This window comes from Rhodococcus gannanensis, assembly GCF_042681175.1.
Classification (GTDB): Bacteria; Actinomycetota; Actinomycetes; order Mycobacteriales; family Mycobacteriaceae; genus Rhodococcus_G; species Rhodococcus_G gannanensis.
The window spans coordinates 359,664-383,606 of sequence record NZ_JBHUFB010000020.1 but is presented as its reverse complement, the minus strand read 5'-3'; the positions used below and the strand labels follow the sequence as shown (position 1 = coordinate 383,606).

The 23,943-nt window shown below is 69.2% G+C and carries 27 protein-coding genes; 15 read left to right on the top strand and 12 right to left on the bottom strand.

Features of this window, described 5'->3' with window-relative positions; genetic code table 11:
- Window positions 1–14 precede the first annotated feature (14 nt).
- From ACFSJG_RS22640 to ACFSJG_RS22615, 6 genes are all read right to left on the bottom strand, one after another.
- A complete protein-coding gene (locus tag ACFSJG_RS22640) occupies window positions 15–533 on the bottom strand; it encodes a DUF1648 domain-containing protein (protein WP_378487477.1) in 519 nt (172 codons plus the stop codon).
- Window positions 530–2,455: an acyl-CoA dehydrogenase family protein gene (locus ACFSJG_RS22635; protein WP_378487476.1), complete on the bottom strand. Its 1,926-nt coding sequence runs from the start codon at window positions 2,453–2,455 to the stop codon at window positions 530–532. The genes ACFSJG_RS22640 and ACFSJG_RS22635 overlap by 4 nt, the downstream gene beginning before the upstream one ends.
- A 9-nt stretch (window positions 2,456–2,464) precedes the next feature.
- Entirely contained in the window at window positions 2,465–3,562 is a 1,098-nt protein-coding gene (locus tag ACFSJG_RS22630) for a sulfate/molybdate ABC transporter ATP-binding protein (protein ID WP_378487475.1), read from the bottom strand.
- Window positions 3,559–4,371: an ABC transporter permease gene (locus ACFSJG_RS22625; RefSeq protein WP_378487474.1), complete on the bottom strand. Its 813-nt coding sequence runs from the start codon at window positions 4,369–4,371 to the stop codon at window positions 3,559–3,561. Before ACFSJG_RS22625 ends, ACFSJG_RS22630 begins: the two co-directional genes overlap by 4 nt.
- A 31-nt stretch (window positions 4,372–4,402) precedes the next feature.
- Window positions 4,403–4,807, bottom strand: a complete 405-nt coding sequence (locus ACFSJG_RS22620; RefSeq protein WP_378487473.1) for a TOBE domain-containing protein — start codon at window positions 4,805–4,807, stop codon at window positions 4,403–4,405.
- Window positions 4,808–4,914: 107 nt separating this feature from the next.
- A complete protein-coding gene (locus ACFSJG_RS22615) occupies window positions 4,915–5,127 on the bottom strand; it encodes a TOBE domain-containing protein (RefSeq protein WP_378487472.1) in 213 nt (70 codons plus the stop codon).
- Between the two features lie 241 nt (window positions 5,128–5,368).
- On the opposite strand from ACFSJG_RS22615, the gene modA reads away from it, so the two are divergent.
- The gene (gene modA, locus ACFSJG_RS22610) at window positions 5,369–6,172 is read left to right on the top strand and encodes a molybdate ABC transporter substrate-binding protein (protein WP_378487471.1); all 804 of its coding nucleotides are present in this window, start codon (window positions 5,369–5,371) and stop codon (window positions 6,170–6,172) included.
- A gap of 60 nt (window positions 6,173–6,232) precedes the next feature.
- Here modA and ACFSJG_RS22605 read toward each other — a convergent pair whose 3' ends face one another.
- Window positions 6,233–7,576 carry an HNH endonuclease signature motif containing protein gene (locus tag ACFSJG_RS22605; RefSeq protein WP_378487470.1) on the bottom strand — a complete coding sequence of 448 codons (1,344 nt, stop codon included), beginning with the start codon at window positions 7,574–7,576 and terminating at the stop codon, window positions 6,233–6,235.
- Between the two features lie 138 nt (window positions 7,577–7,714).
- Between ACFSJG_RS22605 and ACFSJG_RS22600 the strand changes: the two genes are divergently transcribed.
- Window positions 7,715–8,137 (top strand): winged helix-turn-helix transcriptional regulator, encoded by a 423-nt coding sequence (locus tag ACFSJG_RS22600; RefSeq protein WP_378487469.1) that lies wholly within the window; start codon window positions 7,715–7,717, stop codon window positions 8,135–8,137.
- On the top strand, window positions 8,134–8,499 hold the full coding sequence (locus tag ACFSJG_RS22595) for a thioredoxin family protein (protein WP_378487468.1): 366 nt from the start codon (window positions 8,134–8,136) through the stop codon (window positions 8,497–8,499). Before ACFSJG_RS22600 ends, ACFSJG_RS22595 begins: the two co-directional genes overlap by 4 nt.
- A 19-nt stretch (window positions 8,500–8,518) precedes the next feature.
- On the opposite strand, the gene ACFSJG_RS22590 is transcribed toward ACFSJG_RS22595, so the two are convergent.
- Complete coding sequence (locus tag ACFSJG_RS22590; protein WP_378487467.1) at window positions 8,519–8,977, bottom strand: Lrp/AsnC family transcriptional regulator; 459 nt, start codon at window positions 8,975–8,977, stop codon at window positions 8,519–8,521.
- 119 nt (window positions 8,978–9,096) lie between these two features.
- Between ACFSJG_RS22590 and hppD the strand changes: the two genes are divergently transcribed.
- The 9 genes from hppD to ACFSJG_RS22545 all read left to right on the top strand — a co-directional run bounded on the left by hppD (window position 9,097) and on the right by ACFSJG_RS22545 (window position 18,921).
- A complete protein-coding gene (gene hppD / locus ACFSJG_RS22585; RefSeq protein ID WP_378487466.1) occupies window positions 9,097–10,299 on the top strand; it encodes a 4-hydroxyphenylpyruvate dioxygenase in 1,203 nt (400 codons plus the stop codon).
- A gap of 97 nt (window positions 10,300–10,396) precedes the next feature.
- Window positions 10,397–10,771 carry a hypothetical protein gene (locus tag ACFSJG_RS22580; protein WP_378487465.1) on the top strand — a complete coding sequence of 125 codons (375 nt, stop codon included), beginning with the start codon at window positions 10,397–10,399 and terminating at the stop codon, window positions 10,769–10,771.
- A 183-nt stretch (window positions 10,772–10,954) separates the two neighbouring features.
- Window positions 10,955–12,268 carry a glutamate-1-semialdehyde 2,1-aminomutase gene (gene hemL, locus ACFSJG_RS22575; RefSeq protein ID WP_378487464.1) on the top strand — a complete coding sequence of 438 codons (1,314 nt, stop codon included), beginning with the start codon at window positions 10,955–10,957 and terminating at the stop codon, window positions 12,266–12,268.
- A 40-nt stretch (window positions 12,269–12,308) separates the two neighbouring features.
- Window positions 12,309–12,977, top strand: a complete 669-nt coding sequence (locus ACFSJG_RS22570) for a histidine phosphatase family protein (protein ID WP_378487463.1) — start codon at window positions 12,309–12,311, stop codon at window positions 12,975–12,977.
- Window positions 12,974–13,579, top strand: coding sequence for a TlpA disulfide reductase family protein (locus tag ACFSJG_RS22565; protein ID WP_378487462.1), 606 nt, complete (start codon window positions 12,974–12,976; stop codon window positions 13,577–13,579). The genes ACFSJG_RS22570 and ACFSJG_RS22565 overlap by 4 nt, the downstream gene beginning before the upstream one ends.
- Window positions 13,576–14,397 (top strand): cytochrome c biogenesis CcdA family protein, encoded by an 822-nt coding sequence (locus ACFSJG_RS22560; RefSeq protein ID WP_378487461.1) that lies wholly within the window; start codon window positions 13,576–13,578, stop codon window positions 14,395–14,397. Before ACFSJG_RS22565 ends, ACFSJG_RS22560 begins: the two co-directional genes overlap by 4 nt.
- Before the next feature lie 38 nt (window positions 14,398–14,435).
- On the top strand, window positions 14,436–16,127 hold the full coding sequence (gene resB / locus ACFSJG_RS22555; protein ID WP_378487923.1) for a cytochrome c biogenesis protein ResB: 1,692 nt from the start codon (window positions 14,436–14,438) through the stop codon (window positions 16,125–16,127).
- A gap of 19 nt (window positions 16,128–16,146) precedes the next feature.
- Window positions 16,147–17,127, top strand: coding sequence for a c-type cytochrome biogenesis protein CcsB (gene ccsB / locus ACFSJG_RS22550; protein WP_378487460.1), 981 nt, complete (start codon window positions 16,147–16,149; stop codon window positions 17,125–17,127).
- Between the two features lie 141 nt (window positions 17,128–17,268).
- Window positions 17,269–18,921, top strand: a complete 1,653-nt coding sequence (locus ACFSJG_RS22545; protein WP_378487459.1) for an NTF2-like N-terminal transpeptidase domain-containing protein — start codon at window positions 17,269–17,271, stop codon at window positions 18,919–18,921.
- A 35-nt stretch (window positions 18,922–18,956) separates the two neighbouring features.
- On the opposite strand, the gene ACFSJG_RS22540 is transcribed toward ACFSJG_RS22545, so the two are convergent.
- The 3 genes from ACFSJG_RS22540 to ACFSJG_RS22530 form a co-directional block, all read right to left on the bottom strand.
- On the bottom strand, window positions 18,957–19,157 hold the full coding sequence (locus ACFSJG_RS22540) for a hypothetical protein (protein WP_378487458.1): 201 nt from the start codon (window positions 19,155–19,157) through the stop codon (window positions 18,957–18,959).
- 190 nt (window positions 19,158–19,347) lie between these two features.
- Entirely contained in the window at window positions 19,348–20,544 is a 1,197-nt protein-coding gene (locus ACFSJG_RS22535) for a lipid-transfer protein (RefSeq protein ID WP_378487457.1), read from the bottom strand.
- Entirely contained in the window at window positions 20,541–20,996 is a 456-nt protein-coding gene (locus tag ACFSJG_RS22530; RefSeq protein WP_378487456.1) for a Zn-ribbon domain-containing OB-fold protein, read from the bottom strand. The genes ACFSJG_RS22535 and ACFSJG_RS22530 overlap by 4 nt, the downstream gene beginning before the upstream one ends.
- Before the next feature lie 142 nt (window positions 20,997–21,138).
- On the opposite strand from ACFSJG_RS22530, the gene ligD reads away from it, so the two are divergent.
- Entirely contained in the window at window positions 21,139–22,104 is a 966-nt protein-coding gene (ligD, locus tag ACFSJG_RS22525; protein WP_378487455.1) for a non-homologous end-joining DNA ligase, read from the top strand.
- Between the two features lie 46 nt (window positions 22,105–22,150).
- On the opposite strand, the gene ACFSJG_RS22520 is transcribed toward ligD, so the two are convergent.
- Window positions 22,151–22,363, bottom strand: a complete 213-nt coding sequence (locus tag ACFSJG_RS22520) for a BldC family transcriptional regulator (RefSeq protein WP_378487454.1) — start codon at window positions 22,361–22,363, stop codon at window positions 22,151–22,153.
- A 160-nt stretch (window positions 22,364–22,523) separates the two neighbouring features.
- Here ACFSJG_RS22520 and ACFSJG_RS22515 point away from each other — a divergent pair, with 160 nt between their 5' ends.
- Both ACFSJG_RS22515 and cds1 read left to right on the top strand, forming a co-directional pair.
- The gene (locus tag ACFSJG_RS22515; protein ID WP_378487453.1) at window positions 22,524–22,841 is read left to right on the top strand and encodes a DUF4229 domain-containing protein; all 318 of its coding nucleotides are present in this window, start codon (window positions 22,524–22,526) and stop codon (window positions 22,839–22,841) included.
- Window positions 22,838–23,932 (top strand): L-cysteine desulfhydrase Cds1, encoded by a 1,095-nt coding sequence (cds1, locus tag ACFSJG_RS22510; RefSeq protein WP_378487452.1) that lies wholly within the window; start codon window positions 22,838–22,840, stop codon window positions 23,930–23,932. Before ACFSJG_RS22515 ends, cds1 begins: the two co-directional genes overlap by 4 nt.
- Window positions 23,933–23,943 lie beyond the last annotated feature (11 nt).

Below are 23,943 nucleotides of genomic sequence, written 5' to 3'. Positions count from 1 at the left end.
TTTCGGGAGCGCCGTCAGGGAGCGGGGACGCGGTAGCGCGGTCCCAGGGCCAGGTACAGGGTGTACCCGATGACGGCAACCGTGTACAGGGCCGTCGGCGCGACCAACGGCAGGATGTCGACGGAATCTCCCGATGCCCCGCCGACGACCGCGAGCATCACCGCCATGAGGAGGATCGTCGCCGAACCCAGCCACATCAGGTCCGTCGCCATCCGGTTGTCGAACTCCCCGCGTCGCTCCGGCGCCGTCCAGTACGCGTGCTGCTCGCGACTCGGCATGTTGATCGCGCTCGCGGGCACTCGGGACAGCACAGGCTTCGCGAACCCGAACATCAGCGCGAGCCCCAGCGTGATGCCGCCGAGTGTCAGCAGCAGCGACCACTTGCCGTCCCACCGGGTGACGGTTCCGGACGCGTCGACGTGGCCGGGCAGCTGGTCGGGACCGGACACGGCCGGCCACAGCCACACCACGGCGAACACGGTGCACGCGATCGCGAATGCGGACCGGGCCGCATCCCATTTCGCCGGGTTCATCGAAGGGGGTCGAGCATCGCGGCGCCACGCACCGCCTCGGGCACGCCGAATCCCTCGACGAGGGTGAGCGTGTGCGGTCGGAGCGACCGGCACCGCTCGTTGACGCCGCGGGTGACGGCCTTCGCCCGCTCCACCGAGATGTGCCGGTGCTCGATGAACCACGCCTTGTCGTCCTCGATGATCGACAGCGCGTAGAGGTCGCACAGGTCGCCGAGGAGTTCGGCGGTCGCCTCGTCCTCGCACGAGTCGATACCCGCGACGAACGCCTCCAGCACCACTCGGTCGATGTGCGCCTCGGCGGCGCGCAGCACGTGGTCCTGCACGAAGTTGAAGGCGTCGAAGGGATCGTCCTCCCGCTTGCTCGCGCCCTGCAGGCGCCGCGCCGCCGTCGAGAGCAGGTACTCCTCGCGGTCGGCGAACATCGTCAGCTGGGTGCCGCGGTTGAACAGGCTGCCGTCCTCCTCGTTGTCCTGCCGGGTGTCGAGGATGGTCTGGATGATCTGCTGGGCGGCGGTGCGCTTCTTCACGATGTCCGAGACTGTGGTGGCGGCGAAGCGCATCCACTCGACGGGACTCATCCCCTGCACCTCGTCGGCGTACGCGGTGAGCAGTTCCTTCGCCACGAGCTGGGTGAGCACGTGGTTGTCGCCCTCGAAGGTGGTGAACACGTCGCTGTCCGCCTTCAGTGCCACGAGGCGGTTCTCCGTGAGGTAGCCGGCGCCGCCGCACGCCTCGCGGGCTTCCTGGATGGCGCGCGTCGCGTGCCAGGTATTGGCCGCCTTCAGGCCGGCCGCGCGGGCCTCCAGTTCGCGCTGTTCCTGCGGATCGACCTCGTCGGCGGTCTGGATCTCGTGCAGTCGCGTGACGAGCTCGTTCTGCGCGAAGTGCAGCGCGTACGAGCGGGCGATCAACGGCAGCAGCCGGCGCTGATGGACGAGGTAGTCCATGATCAGCACTTCCTGTTCCGACTCGGGACGGTCGAACTGCCTGCGCTGCAACGCGTATCGGGTTGCGATGTCCAGTGCCACTCGCGCCGCTGCGCCCGCCGCGCCGCCCACTGTCACCCGGCCGCGGACGAGGGTGCCCACCATCGTGAAGAATCGTCGGTTCGAGCTCTCGATCGGCGAGGAGTAGGTGCCGTCGGGCGCGACGTCGGCGTAGCGGTTGAGCAGACTCTCGCGGGGAACCCGCACCTGATCGAACATGATGCGCCCGTTGTCGACACCGGGCAGCCCGCCCTTGTACCCGCAGTCCGACGTGGTGACGCCGGGCAGGTCGGCGCCGTCGTCGTCGCGGATCGGGACCAGGAAGCAGTGCACGCCTTTGGACTCCGGTTCCTCACCGGGGCCCGCGGTGATCAACTGCGCGAACACCGCCGCCATTCGTGCGTGCTGCGCGGCGCCGCCGATGTAGTCCTTGCGTGACGACGGGGTGGGGGAGTGGACGACGAACTCCCCGGCGTCGGCGTCGTAGGTCGCGGTCGTCTCCAGCGACTGCACGTCGCTGCCGTGTCCGGTCTCCGTCATCGCGAAGCATCCGAGCAGATCGAGGTCGATGGTGGGCCGGACATACCGCTCGTGATGTGCTGCGGTGCCCAGGTTTTCGATCGCTCCGCCGAACAGCCCCCACTGCACGCCCGCCTTGACCATGAGCGACAGATCCGACATCGCGAGCATCTCGATCCCCGTGACCGCTGCGCCGACGTTTCCGGTGCCGCCGTGCGCCACGGCGAAACCGTCGGCGGCGTAACCCGACTCGGCGAGCAGTCGCATCTGGGACAGTGTGGTGTCCCGTGCAGCGGCGAGGTCCGGGGTGAAATGCGGCGCGAACTCGGGCCGGGAGAGGTCGAGCCGCACCTTCTCCCGCACGTCGTGCCAGCGTCCGCCGAGGGTGGTCCGGAGGTGGTCTGCCGTGGTAGCCATGTTTCCAACCTACTGAACCGGCGCGGTCAGCGTGGGATGCAGCGACACCTCCTGCGCCTTGACCACGAAGAACACCCGCCTGCCCGGTGCGAGATCGAGCTCCGCGACCGCGGCGGGTGTGACATCCGCCGCGAGTCCGGTGCTGCCGTCCGGGTTCTCCTCGGCGCGGACCCGGACGGCCGCCCCGTGCAGCTCCAGCTCACCGATGGTGACGGCGAAGCAGTTGCGGGGGCTGCCGTGCGGCGGTTCGGTGTGCACGGCGACTGCGGCGGGCCGGAACAAGGCAACCGCGGGTGAGCCGACCGGCGTCGCCTCCGACGCGTCGACACCGGAAACGACCTCACCCCAGGATGTTTCGATCGAGTCCTCCGTAGTCCTGCTGCCCGAGAGGATGTTCACACCCGCGATCCGCGCGGCGAACGCGCTGCGCGGGGTCGCGAGGACGTCGCGGACCGTGCCGGACTCGACGACGTGACCGCTCTCGACGACGGCGACCCGGTCGGCGAGGGCGAGGGCGTCGAGCAGGTCGTGCGTGACGATCACCGCCGTGCGGCCCTCGTCCCGCAGGATGCGGCGCAACAGCCTGCGCAGCGCCGGTGCCACGGCGACGTCGAGTGCCGCCATCGGTTCGTCGAGCAGCAGCAGACGGGGCTGCGCGGCCAACGCGCGGGCGATGGCGATGCGCTGCGCCTGCCCACCCGACAGCTGCGACGGCCGCCTGCTCGCGAGCTCCTCGGCATCCACCTCACGCAACCAGTGCTCCGCAACGGACCTGGCCTCGGCGCGGGACAGGCCGCGACTGCGTGGCGCGAACGCGACGTTGGCCGCGGCCGTCATGTGCGGGAACAACAGCGGCTGTTGCGACAGCAACGCCACACCGCGGTCGTGCGGCGGTACGAAGGTGCCGGATGCGGTGTCGGTGAGCGTCCGGTCGCCCAGCGTCACCAGGCCCTCGTCCGGGTGGAGCAATCCGGCGACGAGGCCGAGCAGCGTCGACTTCCCGGCGCCGTTCGGGCCGAGGACCGCAAGCACCTCCCCGTCGCCGAGTTCGACGTCGAACGCGGCACCCCGGTGCGCGAGCCGCGCGCGGACCCGCAGCGCGCTCACAGCACCGCCGCCCGGCCACGGTGGGTCAGCAGCACGACCACGGCCGCGACGACGATCAGCAGCAGCGACAGCGCCACCGCCGCCTGCGGGTCGGTCTCCCTCTGCAGATAGATCTCCAGCGGCAGGGTACGGGTGACGCCCTGCAGAGACCCGGCGAAGGTGATCGTCGCGCCGAACTCGCCGAGCGCGCGGGCGAAGGCGAGGACGGCGCCGGACGCCAGGCCGGGCAGCACCAGCGGCAACGTCACCCGGCGCAGCACCGTCGTCGGGCGCGCGCCGAGCGTCGCCGCGACCTCCTCGTAGCGGCGGCCGGCCACCCGTAGCGCGCCCTCCAGGCTGACGACGAGGAACGGCAGCGAGACGAACGTCTGCGCGAGCACCACCGCGGTGGTGGAGAACGCGATCCGGATTCCGAACGCGTCGAGATGCTCGCCGAGCAGCCCGTTCCGGCCGAACGTGTAGAGCAGGGCTATGCCGCCGACCACCGGCGGCATCACCAGCGGCAGCAGTACCAGCGATCGCAGCGTCGACCGTCCGCGAAACCTGCCCCGCGCCAACACGAGTGCCATCGGGATGCCGACGACGATGCAGGCGAGGGTGCTCGCAGTCGCGGTCTTCAGGCTGAGCAACAGCGCGATGCGAGCGGACTCGGAGGTGACGAGGGAGACGAAGTTGTCCCAGTCGATCTCGAGGAGAACCGCGACCAGGGGAACGATCAGGAACGCGGCGCCGACCGCCGCGGGCAGGTACGTCCAGCCGGGCAGGCCGATGCGCACCTGACCGTCCGGTTCGGCGGTGGCGCGGGTCATGGCGTGACCGGATGCGGTCGGGCGGGCGGCGTCACGACGAGCCCTCGGGCGTCTCGACGATGACGGTGGTGGCCTTGACCATCGCCACGGCCACCGAGCCGGGTTCGAGCCCGAGCTCGCGGACCGAGGCGCTGCTCATCAGCGACACCACGGTGAAGGGTCCGCACTGCATCTGCACCTCGGCCATCACCTTGTCTGTGGTGACCTTCGTGACCAGGCCGACGAGGCGGTTCCGGGCCGAGGTGCCCGACCCGAGCGGGTTCGGCGGCGGGGACGCGTGCTCGACCGCGAACTCCGCGAGGACCTTCCCGTCGACGACCATGCGGCCCGAAGCGTCCTTCGACGCGGGCAGTGCTCCGCTGTCGATCCAGCGGCGCACGGTGTCGTCGCTGACGCCCAGCAGACCGGCGGCGTCCTTGATGCGCAGCGACGGCATGGCGCTCCTCTACATGTTGCGGTGGGCCGATTTGACCCGGTCCACGGACAGTTCAGGGAGATTCTGCCGCATTTGCGGAACCAGTGTCCGGAGGGGAGACACCGGGGTCACTCGACGCCGAGCATGACCTCGGTCGACTTGACGAGCACAGTTGCCGCGACGCCCGGCGCAAGCCCGAGTTCCTCGACTGCCTCCTTGGTGATGGACGCCGTGACGACCTGCTCGCCGCCGTCGAGCCTCACCTTCACGGTGGCCATCACGGCGCCGACGGTCACCTCGGTGACCCTGCCGGTGAGCTGATTGCGGGTGGACAGGCGCATCGGAACCTCCTGGATCGGGGTGGTTGCGCCGACCATAGCCGGAATCACGCGTTCCACTCGGGATGACCGCACAACAAAGAGGCATACTCGGAGAGATTTGATTCATTCGCACGCAATTGCGAAGTAATTGATCGATTGCGTCCGCGTGTGAGAATCAACCCGAACTCGACGTGTGTGTTTGTCGATTGGTGTCACCGGAGCCCGGCCACCCGCACGTCCGCGACAACTCAGGAGAAGATCGATGAAGAGGCTGTTCGGCACGACCCTGCTCGCTCTGACCGCGACAACCGTCCTCGTGGCCGGGTGCTCGTCGAACTCGGAATCGGAGACGACGACTTCGACCACCGGATCGGCGTCCGCCGAGCAGGTGACCGGCGACCTCACGGTCTTCGCCGCGGCCTCGCTGAAGGCCACGTTCACGGCGCTGGGCGAACAGTTCGAGGCCGATCATCCGGGCACGAACGTCGAGTTCAACTTCGCCGGCTCGTCGGACCTGGTCGCGCAGCTGACCCAGGGCGCGCCCGCCGACGTCTTCGCCTCGGCCGACACCGCCAACATGACGAAGGCCGTCGACGCCGGTCTCGTCGCCGGTGCCCCGGTGAACTTCGCGACCAACACCCTCACCATCGTCACGCCGCCCGGAAACCCGAAGAACATCACCTCGTTCGCCGATCTGGCGGCGCCCGGCAACCAGGTGGTCGTGTGCGCGCCGCAGGTGCCGTGCGGCGCGGCGACGAAGAAGATCGAGGACGCCAGCGGGGTCGACATCGCACCGGTGAGCGAGGAATCCTCCGTCACCGACGTGCTCGGGAAGGTCACCACGGGTCAGGCCGACGCCGGCCTCGTCTACGTGACCGACGCCGCGAATGCCGGCGACGCCGTCGTGACCGTCGACTTCCCCGAGTCGGCGACCGTCGTGAACACCTACCCGATCGCCACGCTGACGGACGCTCAGAACCCCGCCGCGGCACAGGCGTTCGTCGAGTTGGTCACGGGCCCCGAGGGTCGGAAGGTGCTCGCAGACGCCGGTTTCCAGGCGCCCTGACGCAGTCGAGCTCCGCTGCGGCGGTGCCGGTCAGCACGTGCTCGTCGCCTGTGGACCGCCTCAGCCAGTGAAGGCGAGGCGTTGTCGGTTGTGGGCGGGGATGGGTTGTCGGTCCGGGTCCACCCATCTCGGCGGAATGAACCACGGGTGGCCGTCGTCGGTGCTGATGACGACCTGCCAGTCGTTCTTGTGGATCAGGGTGTGGTGGTGACGGCACAGCAGCACTAGGTTGTTCAGTGCAGTCGGGCCGCCGTTCGACCAGTGGTGGATATGGTGGCCATCGGTCCAGGCCGTGGGTCGGCCGCAGTTCGGAAACGCGCAGCCGCAGTCGCGGGCCTCGAGGGCTTTGCGAATTCGTTTCGGGATGACGCGGGTGGTGTGGCCGACATCGAGGGGATTGCCGTCCTCGTCCATCACGATCGGGGTGATCGACGCATCGCAGGACACCGTCCCGGCCGTGGCGACGGTGATCGGTCCGAGCCACGGCATCCACGACGGCCCACGCCGGAGAAACGACGATTGCACTGACTGCTGTGTGACGGGATTCTGGCTGGTGGCGTTGGTGTTTCGCGTTGCGTTCTCGAGGTCCCGCAGGTCAACGAAGACCGTCATGTGGGGTCGCTCGCCGCCTTCCCGAGGGGCTGCACCGGAATCCAGGTAGAACCTGACGATGTCGGCGACCGCGTCGGCGCGGCGTTGTGCCGGACTGCGGGGATCGGGTTCGAGTTCCCCGGTGGCGTTGTTCCGACCGGGTGTCGGCTTGGACAGCGACGACACCGCCGTCATGAACTGCTCGCCCGTGATCTTGTCGAAGGTGCCCTTCAGTCGGACTCGCCCGCCGGGCATCTGGGTGACGTGAAATTCGTTGAGGGCGGGGTTCTCGTCGTCGGGCGCGGGGCCGTCCTGGTCGCGTTCGAGCATCGTCCTGAGCGCTGCTGCACGCCGGGTGGTCTCCCCGGCGTGTTCGTGTTCGGCGGCGGCGACAAGGTAGTCGGTGCACTGCCGGGTGCACTCCTCGACGAGTTCGGGTTCGGTGCCGCGGAGCAGGTCGGGGATCTGGTCGAGCAGGTTGGTGATGGCCCGGACCTGGTCGACGTCGGTGGTCCCGGATGTCATCGCGTCGGCGACGTCGGGGCGGTGCCGGACGCTGTGGGCGGCGGCCACGAGCTTCCTCGCGTGCCCGGGAGTGAGACGGCAGGCGCCGGAGAGCCAGTCTGCGGTGGACGCTCCACCGACCTTCTTGTTCAGGCAGCGTTCGTGAACCTCGTGTGCGAGTCGGACGCGGAGCGCGTCGAGTTGCCGCATCCGCTCCGACAGTTCCGGCAGGAGGTTCAGGACCGCGTCGTCGGACAGGCGCCATGCCTCGACCCCGGCGGGGTCGGTGACGATGGCGTCGAGTTCCATGACTCGACACTACTCGAACACCAGTTCGAGCGCAATGGTCGATTCTATCTGTTCTGTTGCTGCGCAACATTATTCGAGTTCTCGACTGTCGAACTTCGCCGTGTTGTGGAATCTGGGTATGGAATTTAGACTCAGCTGGTGACCACGCTTTCGGACACGGTGACCCTGCTCGGCGAGCGCTGGGCGCTGCTCGTCGTGCGCGAGGTGTCCCTCGGACTGCGACGCTTCGACGAACTCCGGGACGCCACCGGCGCGCCGCGCACCGTGCTGTCCGAACGCCTGCACCGACTCGTCGCGGCGGGGGTGCTCGGCACCCGTGAGTACCGCATGCCCGGCAGTCGGGCGCGGCTCGAGTACGTGCTCACCGACGCCGGCCTCGACCTGCTCCCCGTGCTCGCAGCCCTGACCGAATGGGGGGAGCGGCATCTCGACTCGGGTGCCGCTGCCGACGTCGCGTACCGGCACGGCGGGTGCGGAGGTCGCGTTACGGCGCGGCTGGTGTGCGAATGCGGAGCGGAAGTCGTTCCGGGTCAACGACTTCTCGCTCAGATCGATCGATGAGCACCTCACCCGACAGCAAGAAGGAACTGCACATGACACTCGAGGTCACCTCCGATGCCGGGTTCGCGGCCGACGTCCTCGGATCCGATCTGCCGGTTCTCGTCGACTTCACCGCCGAACGGTGCGGGCCGTGCCGCATGGTTGCCCCGGTGCTCGACCAGATCGCGGCCGAACACCGCGGCCGGTTGCGTGTCGTCGAACTCGACGTCGCAGCGAATCCCGGCACCACCGGCGAATACCAGGTGATGGGCACGCCGACCCTCGCGCTGTTCGTCGGCGGCGACCTGGTTGCCCGCATGGCAGGCGCGAAGGCCAAGGCCGCGATCCTGCGCGAGATCGAGCCGCACCTTCCGGTGGGCTGACCGCGGCGCGGCGTCTCGCCTACGCCCGCACCAGCTGCACGTGCCGCAGCGGGATGGGTGTCTCCAGGGCGATCGCCGTCGACGAGCGCAGCACGTGCCTGCCGTCGACGATGTCGTTGATCACCCGCTGCAGGTCCGCGTGCGTGCGGGCGACGACACGGACAAGTAGATCGCCCGCGCCGGTCGTCGTGTGCGCTTCCAGGATCTCGGGGATCGCGGACAGGTGCTCGATCACCGAGCCGTGCCCCTGGCCCTGTGCGATCTCCAGCGTCGCGAAGGCGGTCACCGGGAATCCCAGCGCCGCGGCGTCGAGGGTGGGGGAGCGGTCGGCGATCACACCCGTGCGCTCCAGCCGGTCCAGGCGCGACTGCACCGTCCCGCGCGCCACCCCGAGCCGGCGCGAGGCCTCCAGGACCCCGATTCTCGGCTCGTCGTGCAGGAGCGTCAGGAGTGCGGCGTCGAGGTCGTCGAGCGTCATGGCGGTCTCCTGGTCAAGATGTCCAGTCGAAGTGGCGTAACGCCCAGCATTCTGTACAGGGTGACCAGCGTCAACTGCAGTGATTGCGCAGTCGCGGGTCGCGTCGGACAGTGAGATGTATGACCACCGCGCGGTTGACTCCCCACGAACGTGCCGCGCACCTGCGCGCCACGCAGTTGCGCCGACTCGTCGGGCTCGTCGAGCACGACGACGCCGCGGACCCGTTCCCCGTCGTCGGCATGGACGCGGTCGAATTCGTGTGCGGCAACGCAACCCAGACCGCTCACTACTTCGCCTCCGCGTGGGGGATGACGCTCGTCGCGTACTCCGGCCCCGAAACCGGGCTGCGCGACCACAAGTCGTTCGTGCTCGAATCCGGTTCGGCGCGGTTCGTGCTCAGCGGCGCCGTCGATCCGGCCAGCCCGCTCGCCGACCACCACCGACGGCACGGCGACGGTGTCGTCGACCTCGCGCTCGAGGTACTCGACGTCGACCGCTGCATCGAGCACGCCCGCCGTCACGGCGCCGTTGTGCTCGACGAACCGCACGATCTCTCCGACGATCACGGCACCGTCCGGATCGCGGCGCTCGCCGCCTACGGCAGCACCCGGCACACCCTCGTCGACCGCTCCCGCTACCGCGGCGTGTACCTGCCCGGATACGAGCCCCGCTCGTCGGTGCGCACCAGGCGACCCGGATCGCCCGAGCGCGTCTTCGCGGCACTCGACCACGCCGTCGGCAACGTCGAGATGGGCCGGATGAACCACTGGGTGCGGTTCTACAACGAGGTCATGGGGTTCACGAACATGGCCGAGTTCGTCGGTGACGACATCGCCACCGAGTACTCCGCACTGATGAGCAAGGTCGTCGCGAACGGCAACCACCGCGTGAAGTTCCCGCTCAACGAACCGGCAGTCGGGCGGAAGCGCTCGCAGATCGACGAGTACCTCGACTTCTACGGCGAGCCCGGCTGTCAGCATCTCGCCCTGGCGACCGACGACATCCTCGCGAGCGTCGATGCGCTCCGCGCCGAGGGCGTCGAGTTCCTCGCGACCCCCGATGCGTACTACGACGATCCGCTCCTGCGTGCCCGGATCGGGCGGGTGCGCGTCCCCGTCGCCGAACTCCGGTCCCGCGGCATCCTCGTCGACCGGGACGAGGACGGCTACCTCCTGCAGATCTTCACGAAGCCGCTCGGTGACCGGCCGACCGTCTTCTTCGAACTCATCGAGCGGCACGGCTCGCTCGGCTTCGGCAAGGGCAACTTCAAGGCGCTGTTCGAGTCCATCGAGCGCGAGCAGGCAACACGTGGCAATCTGTGACCGGAACCGCCGCCTGTCCGAACCGACACCTCGGTGTTATCCGTTCGACGCCATAGCGGTGGCGGACGGCGTCTGCATCGTGTTTCATCGATGCACTATGAGCGCTGTCACTCGAATCGCCCGAATCGCCACGGTCGCCGCCGGATCCGCGGCCGTGCTGGCCTCCACCGCGGCCATCGCGTCCGCCGACCCGTCCGCCTCGGCCGTCGCCGAACGGTTCACCCCCCTGGCAGGCGGATCGCACACCGAGTACGCCGTCAACCCGGTCCTCACCCAGGACGACCTGCTCTACACCAACAAGGACTTCACGTCGGTTCCCGGCGTGCTCGCGCACAGCATCGACGGTCGCAACTTCTCCTACTACCGGCTCGTCGACGGGGCACGCATCTCCATGGCCCGCGTCAACGAGGTGTGCCTGCCCACCGGCGTCTGCCACGGATTCGTCATCGACGCGCCCAGCCCCGTCTTCTGATCGTCGGTCCACCGATCGTCGCCGGGTGGACCACCGGTCGACCACCGCTCTGTCTCGAGGCCCGCGACTCCTGTCGCGGGCCTCGACTCGTTCCGGACACAAGTGTCGCTGCGACAGGTGTCCTGTTTGCGTCTCCGACACCCTGTCGTTGTCGGAATCTCGGGAACTGGGACACTGGAGGCCGTGACTGTCACCTCGCACGATGCGCCCAGGTCTGCACAACTCTTCGACCGGGCCTCCTCGGTCATCCCCGGCGGCGTGAACTCCCCTGTCCGCGCGTTCGGATCCGTTGGCGGCACGCCGCGCTTCATCGCCTCGGCGAAGGGAAGCACCCTCACCGACGTCGACGGCAAGGACTACGTCGACCTCGTCTGCTCCTGGGGTCCGATGATCCTCGGCCACGCGCACCCCGCAGTCGTCGAGGCCGTGCGCAGCGCCGCACTCGGCGGACTGTCCTTCGGAGCTCCCACCGAAGGTGAGATCGAACTCGCCGAACTGATCGTCGACCGGACCTCCGTCGAGCAGGTCCGGCTGGTCAACTCGGGCACCGAGGCGACCATGAGCGCCGTCCGCCTGGCCCGCGGCTTCAGCGGCCGCACCAAGATCGTCAAGTTCGCCGGCTGCTACCACGGTCACGTCGACGCCCTCCTCGCCGAGGCCGGGTCCGGTCTCGCGACCTTCGCGCTGCCGACCTCGCCCGGCGTCACCGGTGCCCAGTCGTCCGACACCATCGTTCTGCCCTACAACGACCTCGCCGCCGTCGAGCAGGTGTTCGCCGCCAACCCCGGTGAGATCGCGTGTGTCATCACCGAGGCCGCGGCGGGCAACATGGGTGCTGTCGCGCCGCTGCCCGGGTTCAACGAGGGACTGCGCCGACTGTGCACCGAGCACGGCGCCCTGCTCGTCATGGACGAGGTCATGACCGGCTTCCGCGTCAGCCGCTCCGGCTGGTACGGCGTCGACGGCGTCGCCGGAGACCTCACCACCTTCGGCAAGGTGATGAGCGGCGGACTCCCCGCTGCGGCGTTCGGAGGCCGCGCCGACGTCATGGGTCACCTCGCGCCCGCCGGTCCCGTCTACCAGGCGGGCACCCTCTCCGGTAACCCCGTCGCGGTCGCCGCCGGCCTCGCCAGCCTCAAAGCCGCAGATCAGGACGTGTACGACGCGCTCGAGCGGAACGCCGCGACGCTCGGCCGCCTGCTCGGTGACGCACTCCACGCGGCAGGGGTGCGGCACCAGGTGCAATTTGCAGGCACCATGGTGAGCGTGTTCTTCGCCGACCGACCCGTGACCAACTACGCGGAGGCGAAGGCCAGCGACACCTGGCGGTACCCCGCCTTCTTCCACACGCTGCTCTCGCGCGGCGTGTACGCACCGCCCAGCGCGTTCGAGGCGTGGTTCGTCTCGGCCGCGCTCGACGACGCCGCATTCGACCGCATCGCCGAGGCCGCCCCTGCCGCGGCCGCGGCCGCCGCCGCGGCGACGCCGAGCAGCTGACCGAACCGCCACCCCGCACACCGCACCCGGAGCAGACCACGTGACAAGCCCCCAGCAGACGCCGTCCGCAGAACCCGCCGAATCCCGCACGATCGTCCACGTCCTGCGGCACGGCGAGGTCCACAACCCGAAGGGCATCCTCTACGGGCGGCTTCCCGGCTACCGGCTCTCCGTGGCAGGTCAGGCGCAGGCTCGCACGGTCGCGTCGGTGCTGTCGGGGCACGACATCACGCACGTCGTCGCATCGCCGCTCCAGCGCGCGCAGGAGACGGCCACCCCGATCGCCGACGCCCACGGGCTGACGCTCGCCACCGACGACAACCTGATCGAGGCGGCCAACGACTTCGAGGGCCTCAAGGTCTCCGTCGGCGACGGCGCACTGCGCCGACCCCGGCACTGGTACAAACTGCGCGACCCGTTCACGCCGTCGTGGGGTGAGCCGTACCTGCAGATCGCGCACCGGATGCTCGCGGCCGTCAACACCGCGCGGGTCGCGGCCGTCGGGCACGAGGCCGTCTGCGTCAGCCACCAGCTGCCGGTCTGGACGCTGCGCCGGTTCCTGCAGGGCGAGCGGCTCTGGCACGACCCGCGGAACCGGCAGTGCGCGCTCGCGTCGCTGACCTCCCTCGTCTACGAGGGCGACACACTCGTCGACATCGTGTACTCCGAGCCCGCCGGCTCCTCCGATCCCACGGTGACCGGGGCATGACCAGGAACTCCGTACGTGGGCTGGCCGCCCTGCTGTTCGCGCTGGTCGTCGGGACGACCGCGACGGCCTGCGCGACCGGCAACGATGCCGTCGCGTCCGGGGGCACCTTCGACTTCGTCTCGCCCGGCGGCCAGACCGAGATCTTCTACGACCCGCCCGCCGACCGCGGCACCATCGGCAACCTCACCGGCGAGAACCTCATGGAGGAGGGGCAGACGCTGTCCCTGTCCGACTTCGAGGGGCAGGTCGTCGTCGTGAACCTGTGGGGCCAGTGGTGCGGCCCCTGCCGCGGCGAGGCCGACGATCTCGAGAAGGTCTACGAGGGCACGAAGGACCAGGGTGTCGCGTTCCTCGGCATCAACGTCAAGGATCCCCAGCGTGACAAGGCCCAGGACTTCGTCACCAACAACAACGTGACGTTCCCGTCCATCTGGGACCCGTCGCTGCGCAGCCTCACCGCGCTCGGCGGCAGCTACCCGACCAGCGTCATCCCGTCCACCCTCGTTCTCGACCGGCAGCACCGCGTCGCAGCGGTGTACCTGACGGCGTTGCTCGCCGACGACCTCCAGCCCGTGGTGGAGAGGATCGCGGCAGAGCAGTGAACACCGTAATTCTCGCGCAGGGCGTCGGGGCGACCTTCCAGAACACCGCCGCGACCGGGCCGCTCGTGCTGGCGTTCCTGGTCTGCATTCTCGCCGGACTCGTCTCGTTCGCCTCGCCGTGCGTGGTGCCGCTCGTCCCCGGCTACCTGTCCTACCTGGCCGGCGTCGTCGGTGCGGACGCTCCGCCCGTCACCGCCGAGCAGGCATCCGTGCGGACCGCCACCCGGACCGCGCGGCTGCGTGTCGCCGGTGCGGCTGCGCTGTTCGTCGCCGGCTTCACCGTTGTGTTCGTGCTTGCGACGATGACGGTCTTCGGCGCGATGTCGGCGCTGTCGGTGAACCGCGAGCTGTTCCAGCGGATCGGCGGCGTCGTCACCATCGCGATGGGACTGGTGTTCATCGGTCTCGTGCCCGCGCTCCAGCGGGACGTGCGGTTCGAGCCGCGCCGGATCTCCGGGCTCGTCGGGGCTCCGCTGCTCGGCGGCGTCTTCGCGCTCGGCTGGACGCCCTGCCTCGGTCCGACCCTGACCGGTGTGCTCACCGTCGCGGCGGGCACAGAGGGTGCCACCGCCGCCCGCGGACTGGTCCTGATGATCGCGTACTGCGTCGGCCTCGGCCTGCCGTTCGTGATCCTCGCGTTCGGGTCCGCCAGCGCCCTGCGCGGCGTCGGCTGGCTGCGGCGCAACGCCCGCACCATCCAGGTCTTCGGCGGCGTGATGCTCGTCGCCGTCGGTGTCGCGCTCGTGACCGGCGCGTGGGACGTGTTCGTGGGTTGGGTCAGGGATGCATTCGTGTCCGATGTCGTGTTGCCGATCTGATGGCACGGGAAGGTGACGTCGCCGTGACGGCAGACGAGATGGAACAGAGCACACAGCAGGCCGGAACCCCGCCGAAGCGGCAGTCGCCCGTCGGCCGCGCGGTCGCGTTCCTGCGCAACACCTGGCGCGGACTGACGTCCATGCGGACCGCGCTGGTCCTGCTGTTCCTGCTCGCGATCGCGGCCATCCCCGGCGCGCTGTTGCCGCAGCGCAGCCTCAACGCAGGCAAGGTCGACGAGTACATCGCCAACCGTCCGACGCTCGGTCCCTGGATGGACCGCCTCGAACTGTTCGACGTGTTCGGCAGCTTCTGGTTCACCGCCATCTACGTGCTGCTGTTCGTCTCGCTGATCGGCTGCATCCTCCCGCGGTGCTGGGAGCACTTCCACGCGCTGCGGGCGAAGCCGGTCGCCGCGCCGCGCAGGCTGTCGCGACTGCCGCATCACCGCGACACGGTCGTCGATGCGACCCCGGACGAGGTCGTCGCGGGTGCACTGGGCCGCCTGAAGGGCTGGAAGACCGTGACCCGGTCGGGCGACGAGTTGCGCTCCGGCCGTCCCGGCGAGGTCACCGTGTCCGCGGAGAAGGGCTACCTGCGCGAGGCGGGCAACCTGGTGTTCCACCTCTCGCTCGTCGGGCTGCTCGCCGCGATCGCCGTCGGCAAGCTGTTCGGGTACGAGGGGCAGGTGATCGTGATCGCCGACGGTGGTCCCGGTATCTGCACCACCTCGCCCGCCGCGTTCGACTCGTTCCGCGCGGGCAACGTCGAGGACGGCACCGGAATGACTCCGCTGTGCGTGAAGGTCAACGACTTCACCGCCGACTACCTGGACAACGGTCAGGCCGAGATGTTCACGTCGAACATCGAGTACCAGGCGGGTGCGGATCTCGAGTCCAACTCGTGGCGCGAGACCCAGCTGCGGGTCAACCATCCGCTGCGCATCGCGGGCGACCGCGTCTACCTGCAGGGACACGGTTACGCGCCGACGTTCACCGTCACCTTCCCGAACGGCGAGACCCGCACGGAGACGCTGCAGTGGCGCCCCGACGACGCGACCACGTTCCTGTCGAGCGGTGCGATGCGGTTCGATCCGCCCGGCGGCATGTACTCGGACGAGGCGGAGCGCCGCAAGAACCAGATCGGCATCGAGGGCCTGTTCGCTCCGACCGCGCTGTTCCACGGCGAACTGCTGACGTCGAGTTTCCCGGCGCTGAACGATCCCGCGGTCGCGATCGACGTCTACAAGGGCGACACCGGCCTCGACACCGGAAACCCGCAGTCGATCTTCTCGCTCAGCAAGGAACTGGTGAACCAGGGCCGGATGGTGAAGGAGGCCCGGGTGAACCTGTACCCGGGCGAATCGACGACGTTGTCCGACGGCACGGTGGTCCGCTTCGACGGCGCCACGGACTTCGTGAACCTGCAGGTGTCGCACGATCCGGCGCAGAATTGGGTGCTCGTGTTCGCCATCGCGATGATGGCGGGCCTGCTGGTGTCGTTGCTGGTCAAACGGCGCCGCATCTGGGTTCGGGTGTATCCCGCACCCGCGGACAAGGATGCCGACACCGTGTCGGATACATTGGTGGGGCAACCACGACGTACCGTAGTAGAGCTCGGCGGGCTCGCCCGCACCGATCACGCGGGCTGGGGCGACGAGTTCGACCGGCTCACCGACCGGCTGCTCGAGGACCTCGGGCAACCGACCGACACACCGCACAACCGGGTCTGACCCGCAGGAGAGAGAAAGCATGCCGATCAACGAGACCCTGGCGCACTACAGCGACCTGGCGTTCGAATCCGCGTTCGCGATCTTCGTGCTGGCGTTCGTGCTGCTCATCGCGCAGTACGCGACAACCCGGGCCCGAGCGGTCCAGGAGCGGGAGCTGGTCACGGCCGGCGCGGTCGGCAGCTCGGCGCCGGGTGCCCCGCCGGTGCCAGGCCGGGTCACCGAGCCGCAGGCCAAGCCGCTGTCCGAGCGTCTCGGCAACATGGCGATGGCGGTGCTCGTCGTCGGCATCGCGCTGCAGTGGGCGGCCATCGTCCTGCGCGGTTTCGCCACCGAGCGCTTCCCGCTCGGCAACATGTACGAGTTCGTCAGCATGGCGGTCGCCGCCGCCACCACGGTCGGCGTCGTGACCCTGCGCAAGCAGACATACCGCTCACTGTGGGCGTTCCTGCTGATCCCGGTGCTGATCCTGATGTTCCTGGCGGGCACCGTGCTGTACGCCGACGCGGCGCCGGTCGTCCCTGCGCTGCGGTCCTACTGGCTGCCCATCCACGTCACGATCATCAGCGTCGGCAGCGGCATCTTCCTCGTCTCCGGCGTCGCCAGCCTGATGTTCCTGCTGCGCATTCGCCAGCCCAAGGGGGAGGAGTCGAGCGGTCTCCTCGGCAGGCTCGCGGCCCGGCTGCCCGACGCCCAGACCCTCGACCGCCTCGCCTACAAGACGACCATCGTCGCGTTCCCGTTGTTCGGCGCGGGCGTCATCCTCGGTGCGATCTGGGCGGAGGCGGCGTGGGGCCGCTTCTGGGGCTGGGACCCGAAGGAGACCGTCTCCTTCATCACCTGGGTCGTCTACGCGGCCTACCTGCACGCCCGCGCGACCTCCGGGTGGCGCGACACGCGCGCCGCGTGGATCAACGTCGCCGGGTTCGTCGCGATGCTGTTCAACCTGTTCATCATCAACATGGTCGTGTCCGGTTTGCACTCCTACGCCGGCCTGAACTGACGCCTCTCTGCATGGGAATCGTGACGTTCCCGCAGGTGCCCGCAGCGGATAACGCTACGTGCACGGAACCGTGGCGGACTTGTTACCGGTTATCTCAGGTGAGACCGTGACTGGACACACTCGGTAACGCATGATCGAGCCATGCGGAGGGTGAGGGGGCGGGTGCGCCGACTACGGCTGTGGAACGCGATCGCGCTCTGCGCCGTGCTGGTGCTTGCCGTCGGCGTCGTGTCGGGGGTGTTCGCGAAGACGAACGACGACGCGCCCACGGTGCTCGCGAACTACATGGACGCCCTCAACGAGGGCGACCTCGACGCCGCCTCCGCGCTGACGTCGTACCCGAACGCCGCCAGGGACACGATGGCCCAGGCCTTCGACGCGCTGCAGCCGGAGTCCGTGCACTTCGACGTCAACCAGATCATCGACCTCGACGTCGAGTCCGGCATGTTCAACGCCGTCGCCACGTGGGACCTCGGCAACGACCGCACCTGGACCTACAACGTCGACGGCTGGGTTCGCCACCTCTCCGTCGGCTGGCGGGTCTCGTGGAACCCCGAGACCTTCATGCCGGGAGTCGGCAACGGGCGCACCGTCCGCCTCGACCGCACCGACGCCGCCCCGCCGACCGTCTTCGACATCGCCGGCCAACCGATGATGACCGAGCAGACCATCAACGCGGTCCGTCTCGACCCCACCCGCACCGGAGACCCGATCGCCAGCTCGATCGCGCTAGCGAAGGCGATCGAACCGGTCGCGCCCCTGATCACCGCCGAGGAACTGCAGCAGGAGGTCGCGGCCTCGAACGGCGAGCCCATCACCGCCGTCAATCTGCGCGACGGCGACTTCGCCGTCCTCGAGGACGACCTGCGCGCGGTTCCCGGCGTCGTCATCGAGAGCACTCCGCGACTGATCACGATCGACCGGCGGGTGTACGGGCCGGTCGTCGACGCGATGCGCGGGGTGTGGCAGGCGAACCGTGACAAGACCCAGGGCTGGGCCGTGAACTCGGTCGACCCCGGCGGCCAGGTCACCCGGCTGACCGGCTACCAGGGCCCGCCCGGACCCGACATCCGGTCCACCATCGAACCGCACATGCAGATGGCGGCCGCCGATGCCGCGGTCAGCGTCGGAACGCCGTCCTCGATCGTCGTGATGCAGCCCTCGACCGGCGCGATCCTCGCGGTCGCGCAGAACAATCAGGCCAGCGAGATCGGGTCGGTCGCCTTCACCGGCACCTACCCCGCGGGATCGGCGTTCGATCTCGTGCGCACCGCGGCGCAGGCGCAGGGAGTCGACGTCGAACAGGCGGCCAAGCAGCTGGGTATCGGCCTGCGCTACACGATTCCCGATCTCGACCAGCAGACGGTGTCCTTCGCAGGCGACGGGCCGAACCTGATGCGGGGAACCACGGACCGGAACGCCGACGACGTCGAGGTGAGCCCGTTCGGGATGGCGCTCGTCGCGGCATCTGTCGCACGTGGCGCCCCGACCGTCCCGATCATCTCCGCGGGACAGCCCGCGACGACGAGCGAGGAGTTCACGCAGCTGCCGGCCCAGGTCACCGACCAGCTCCGCGGGATCATGCGGTCCACGGTCCACGGCGGCCCTGCCGGACTGCTCGCCGGATGGGGTGACCTCATCGGAGCGACCGGCGCGAGTGGCGACGACCGCTGGTTCTACGGCTCGAAGGGCGATCTCGCGTTCGCGGTGTTCGTCGAGGACGCAGACGGTGGCGACCTCGCGGTCAAGGTGACGGACCGGTTGTTCAAGGCGTTGGCCAAGCCGTCCGACTGACCGCCCCTACCGGGGCGGGTGCCCGGCCACCGGGTTCACTCCGTCGGGTCGGTCGAGGTCCCGTCGGGTGTCTCTCCGGACTTGCGGTGATTCTGCCGGTCCACCTGCCACAGGAACTCCGGGTCGTCGTCCGGTCCCACCACTCCGCGAGCAGGGGACCGCAGGTCGGGTCCGAATCCCTTCCACAACAGTACGGCGAGCGTCACCAGTCCGATGAGCGCCAACAGATAGATCACGACGCACCTCCTCCCTTCCAGGTTAGTCGCACATCGACGCGGTGCAGATGGCTGAAGGCCCCCTTGATGCGGATGGACCGCGTGAAGGTGCCGTTCAGCCGATAGCGGAGCGTCCGGGGTACATGGCTGAAGGCCCCTTTCATGCGGGTGGACCGCGTGAAAGGAGCCTTCAGTAGGGGAACGGGAGGGGTCAGGCGGAGACGATGACGGACGAGCCGTGACCGAACAGGCCCTGGTTGGCGGTGATGCCGATCCGGGCGCCCTCGACCTGACGGCCCTCGGCCTGGCCGCGCAGCTGCCAGGTCAGTTCGCACACCTGGGCCAGTGCCTGAGCGGGGACGGCCTCGCCGAAGCACGCCAGGCCGCCGGACGGGTTGACCGGGATCCGGCCACCGATCGAGGTGTCACCGGCACGCAGCAGGTGCTCGGCCTCGCCGCGCTTGCACAGCGACAGGTCCTCGATCCAGTCCAGCTCGAGAGCGGTCGACAGGTCGTACACCTCGGCGACGTCGATGTCCTCCGGGGAGATGCCTGCCTCCTCGTACGCGGCGTCGCCGATCGACTCCTTGAACGTGCGCTCCGGGGCGGGCACCGCCGATGCCGACTCCGTCGAGAAGTTCGGCATGTCCATGACGGTCTGCGGGAACGTCGGGGTGACCGTCGAGATCGCCTTGATCCGGACCGGATCGACGATGCCCTTCTTGCGGGCGTACTCCATCGACGTCAGGATGATCGCGGCGCCGCCGTCGGAGGTCGCGCAGATGTCGAGGAGGTGCAGGGGGTCCGCGACCACCGGGGAGGCAAGCACGTCGGCCGCGACGACCTCCTTGCGGTATCGGGCGTTCGGGTTGCTCAGGCCGTGCCGGGCGTTCTTGACCTTCACCGCGGCGAAGTCTTCGCTCGTCGCGCCGTAGAGGTCGATGCGACGGCGTGCGTTGAGCGCGAAGTACGCCGGGTTGGTCATGCCCATCAGGCGGAACCGCAGCCAGTCCGGATCGTCCCAGCGCTCACCGGCGTTCGGGGCGAGGAAGCCCTTCGGGGTGGTGTCAGCGCCGACGACGAGCGCGACGTCGGACAGTCCGGCCAGGATGCGCGCGCGGGCGGTGTCCAGAGCCTGGGCGCCGGTCGCGCACGCGGCGTACGACGTCGCGACGCGGGCGCCGTTCCAGCCGAGGGCCTGCGCGAAGGTGGCGCCTGCGACGTAGCCGCCGTAGCCGTTGCGGACGGTCTCGCCGCCGACGATCAGGTCGACGTCCTGCCAGTCGACGCCCGAGTCGGCGAGGGCGGTGCGGGCCGCGGCGACGCCGTACTTCACGAACGAGTGGCCCCACTTGCCCCACGGGTGCATGCCGACGCCGAGGATCGCCACATCGTTCTTGCCGCTCATGCCTGGGCTCCGTTCTCTGCTGCGGTGCTGGTGACCGGCTTCCAGCGCCAGATGGTGCGGTCACCCGTCTCGTCCGTGTAGAGGGTCTCGACGACCAGCTCCACCTCGTTGCCGACCTTGAGGTCGGCAACCCCGAAGCCGTCCGCGACCTGCCCGAGGACGACGAGGCCCTCGGGGAGTTCGACGGCGGCCAGCGCGAACGGCACGTACGGGTCCGAATTGGGGATGTACGGGGCCGGCGGCTGGTACTGGGCGTCCGTGTAGGACCACACCCGGCCGCGGCGCGACAGCTCGACGTCGTCGAACTCCTCGCCCGAGCAGGCCGGGTTCTTGCAGAAGGTGGTCTCGCGGGGGAAGGAGATCGTGCCGCACGAACGGCACGAGGTACCGATCAGGGCCGGTGCGGGACCGGTGGTGAACCAGCCCGGCACCGCGGGGGTCGCGTCGCTCATCAACGTCCTCATCTGCAGGGGCAACCCGCCCGGATCACGACACGAACGGGTAGAACGTGTTGCAGTATTACACGAACTCGGGCCGTTTCGAGGACGAGTTCCCGCCCAGCGAGAGCCGAGATCGGGGTATAGGTTGAGCGGCATGGCCGCCACCGGCTCCCGCGACGCCACCTCCGTCGAGGTCGGCGACCGGTCCGTGCGCATCTCGCACCCGGATCGCGTGTACTTCCCGGACCTCGGGACCACCAAACTCGATCTCGCCCGCTACTACCTCGCGGTCGGCGACGGCATCGTCCGAGCCCTGCGCGACCGGCCGTGCATGCTTCACCGCTTCCCCGACGGGCTCGACGGCGGGAAGGTGCACCAGAAGCGGGTGCCGCGCGGTGCGCCCGACTGGCTGCACACCGTCCGTGTGCACTTCCCGCGGTACGACCGGAACGCCGACGAACTGTGCGTCGCCGAGCTCGCCGACGTGATCTGGGCCGTGCAGATGTCGACGGTCGAGTTCCATCCCTGGAACAGCAGGCGTGGGGACGTGGAGAAGCCGGACGAGTGGCGCATCGACCTCGATCCGATGCCCGACTGCGGTTGGGACCGGATCCTGCGCGTCGCGGGGGTGGTGCACGAGGTGCTGGACGAGCTCGGCGCGGTCGGCTGGCCGAAGACGTCGGGCGGCCGCGGACTGCACGTCTACGTGCGGATACCGCCGGAACACGGTTTCGGGGACGTCCGGCGCGCGGCGCTGGCCTTCGCGCGCGAGGTCGAACGCCGCGCTCCCGCCGACGTGACGACGACCTGGTGGCGCAAGGACCGGGATCAGGCCGCGCTGTTCGTCGACTACAACCAGAACGCGCGGGACCACACGATGGCCGCCGCCTACTCGGTGCGGGGTGTCCCCGAGGCCCGGGTGTCCGCGCCGCTGCGCTGGGACGAATTGGCCGACGCGGTGCCTGCCGACTTCACCGTCGCGACGATGCCCGAGCGGTTCGCCCGTCTGGGCGACCTGCATGCCGGGATCGACGACGCGGTGTTCGACATCGCGTCGCTGCTCGAGTGGGCGGACCGCGATGAGCGGGACGGGGCGGAGACGCCGCCCGAACCGGACTAGAGCCGCCTGCGCGTGGGCGGTGGGTGCCGACGGGTCGGCGGACGCGTCAGCGAACGGTTGCCTCGGTGGTCAGCGAGCGCAGGAGTTCCATGACCTCGGACTCGCGGAAGCGGCGATGTCCGCCGGGAGTGCGGAGCGATCCGAGTCGTCCGGCGTGCGCCCACCGCGTCACAGTCTTGGGATCGACGTGGAACAGGGCAGCCACCTGGCCAGGGGTCAGCAGTGATTCCTGGGTGGCGTGGAACGCGGGGACGCTCATCGAAACCCTCCGTGTAGCGAGTCGGACGACAGTGCGCACATCGTGGCACCCGACCCCTCGGGTACTCGAACCGTCTAAGTTCGGTAAAGGGGAGGTAATTCGCAAATCGGTCAAGTCCGGCAGTCGGCGCCGCATAAGTCGAGGTCGGTACCCTGGGAGCGTGATTGATACGCCCACCCCTGGTTCCGCCCCGTCCAACCCCAAGGGCAAGCTCGCCCGCAACCTCGCGATCTACACCCTCGCCCGGCTCGGCCTGGTCGTGGTGATCGCCGCGATCATCCTCGGCGTCAGCACCCTCGTCGACGCCCAGGTGCCGCTCCTCGTGGCCGCGATCTTCGCCGTCATCATCGCGATGCCGCTGTCGCTCGTGCTGTTCAAGAAGCTGCGCTTGCAGGTCAACGAGCAGATCTCCGCCGTGGACGCCCAGCGTCGCCAGGACCGCGACGAACTCCGGTCGAAGTTGCGCGGCGACAAGTGACCCCGACCGTCGTCGATCGCAGCGGCCCGCGGGACTGGGTGGACACCGCGGTCCGGCTGATCGACGCGGACACCCAGCGCAGCGCCGACACCCACCTGCTGCGCTACCCGCTGCCCCAGGACTGGAACGTCGCGCTCTACCTCAAGGACGAGTCGACGCACATCACCGGCAGCCTCAAGCACCGCCTGGCCCGGTCGCTGTTCCTCTACTCGATCTGCAACGGCTGGATCACCGAGGACACGACGGTGATCGAGGCGTCGTCCGGATCCACCGCGGTCAGCGAGGCGTACTTCGCGAAGCTGCTCGGCCTCGACTTCGTCGCCGTGGTGCCGCGGAAGACGAGTCCCGCAAAGCTCGCGCTCATCGAGGCGCAGGGCGGGCGCTGCCACCTCGTCGACCGCCCCTCCGAGATCTACACGGAGGCCCAGCGGCTCGCCGACGAGGTCGGCGGCCACTACATGGACCAGTTCACGCACGCCGAGCGTGCGACCGACTGGCGTGGCAACAACAACATCGCCGAGAGCATCTTCGAGCAGATGCGGCTCGAACGGCACCCCGTCCCCGACTGGGTGGTGGTCGGCGCGGGCACCGGCGGCACCAGCGCGACGATCGGCCGCTACATTCGCTACCGGCGTCACGCGACCAGGCTCCTCGTCGTCGACCCCGAGAACTCCGCGTTCATCGGCGGCTACGAGACCGGCTCGTGCGACTACCAGACCGGCATGCCGTCGCGGATCGAGGGCATCGGCAGGCCGCGCGTCGAACCGTCCTTCGTCGGACAGGTGGTCGACCGCATGTGCACCGTCCCGGACGCCGCGTCCATCGCCGCGGCCCGGCACGCGAGTACCGTCCTCGGTCGTCGTGTCGGCGGCTCGACCGGCACCAATCTCTGGGGAGCGTTCTCGGTGCTCGCCGACATGATCGCCGCCGGCCGCACGGGCAGCGTGGTGACGCTGATCTGCGACGGCGGCGAACGCTACGCCGACACCTACTTCGACGACGGCTGGGTCCGGGAGCAGGGCTTCGACCTCACCGGACCGACCGCCGTCCTCGACACCTTCGCCGCGACCGGACGCTGGACCGCGAGCTGACGCCCGCCCGG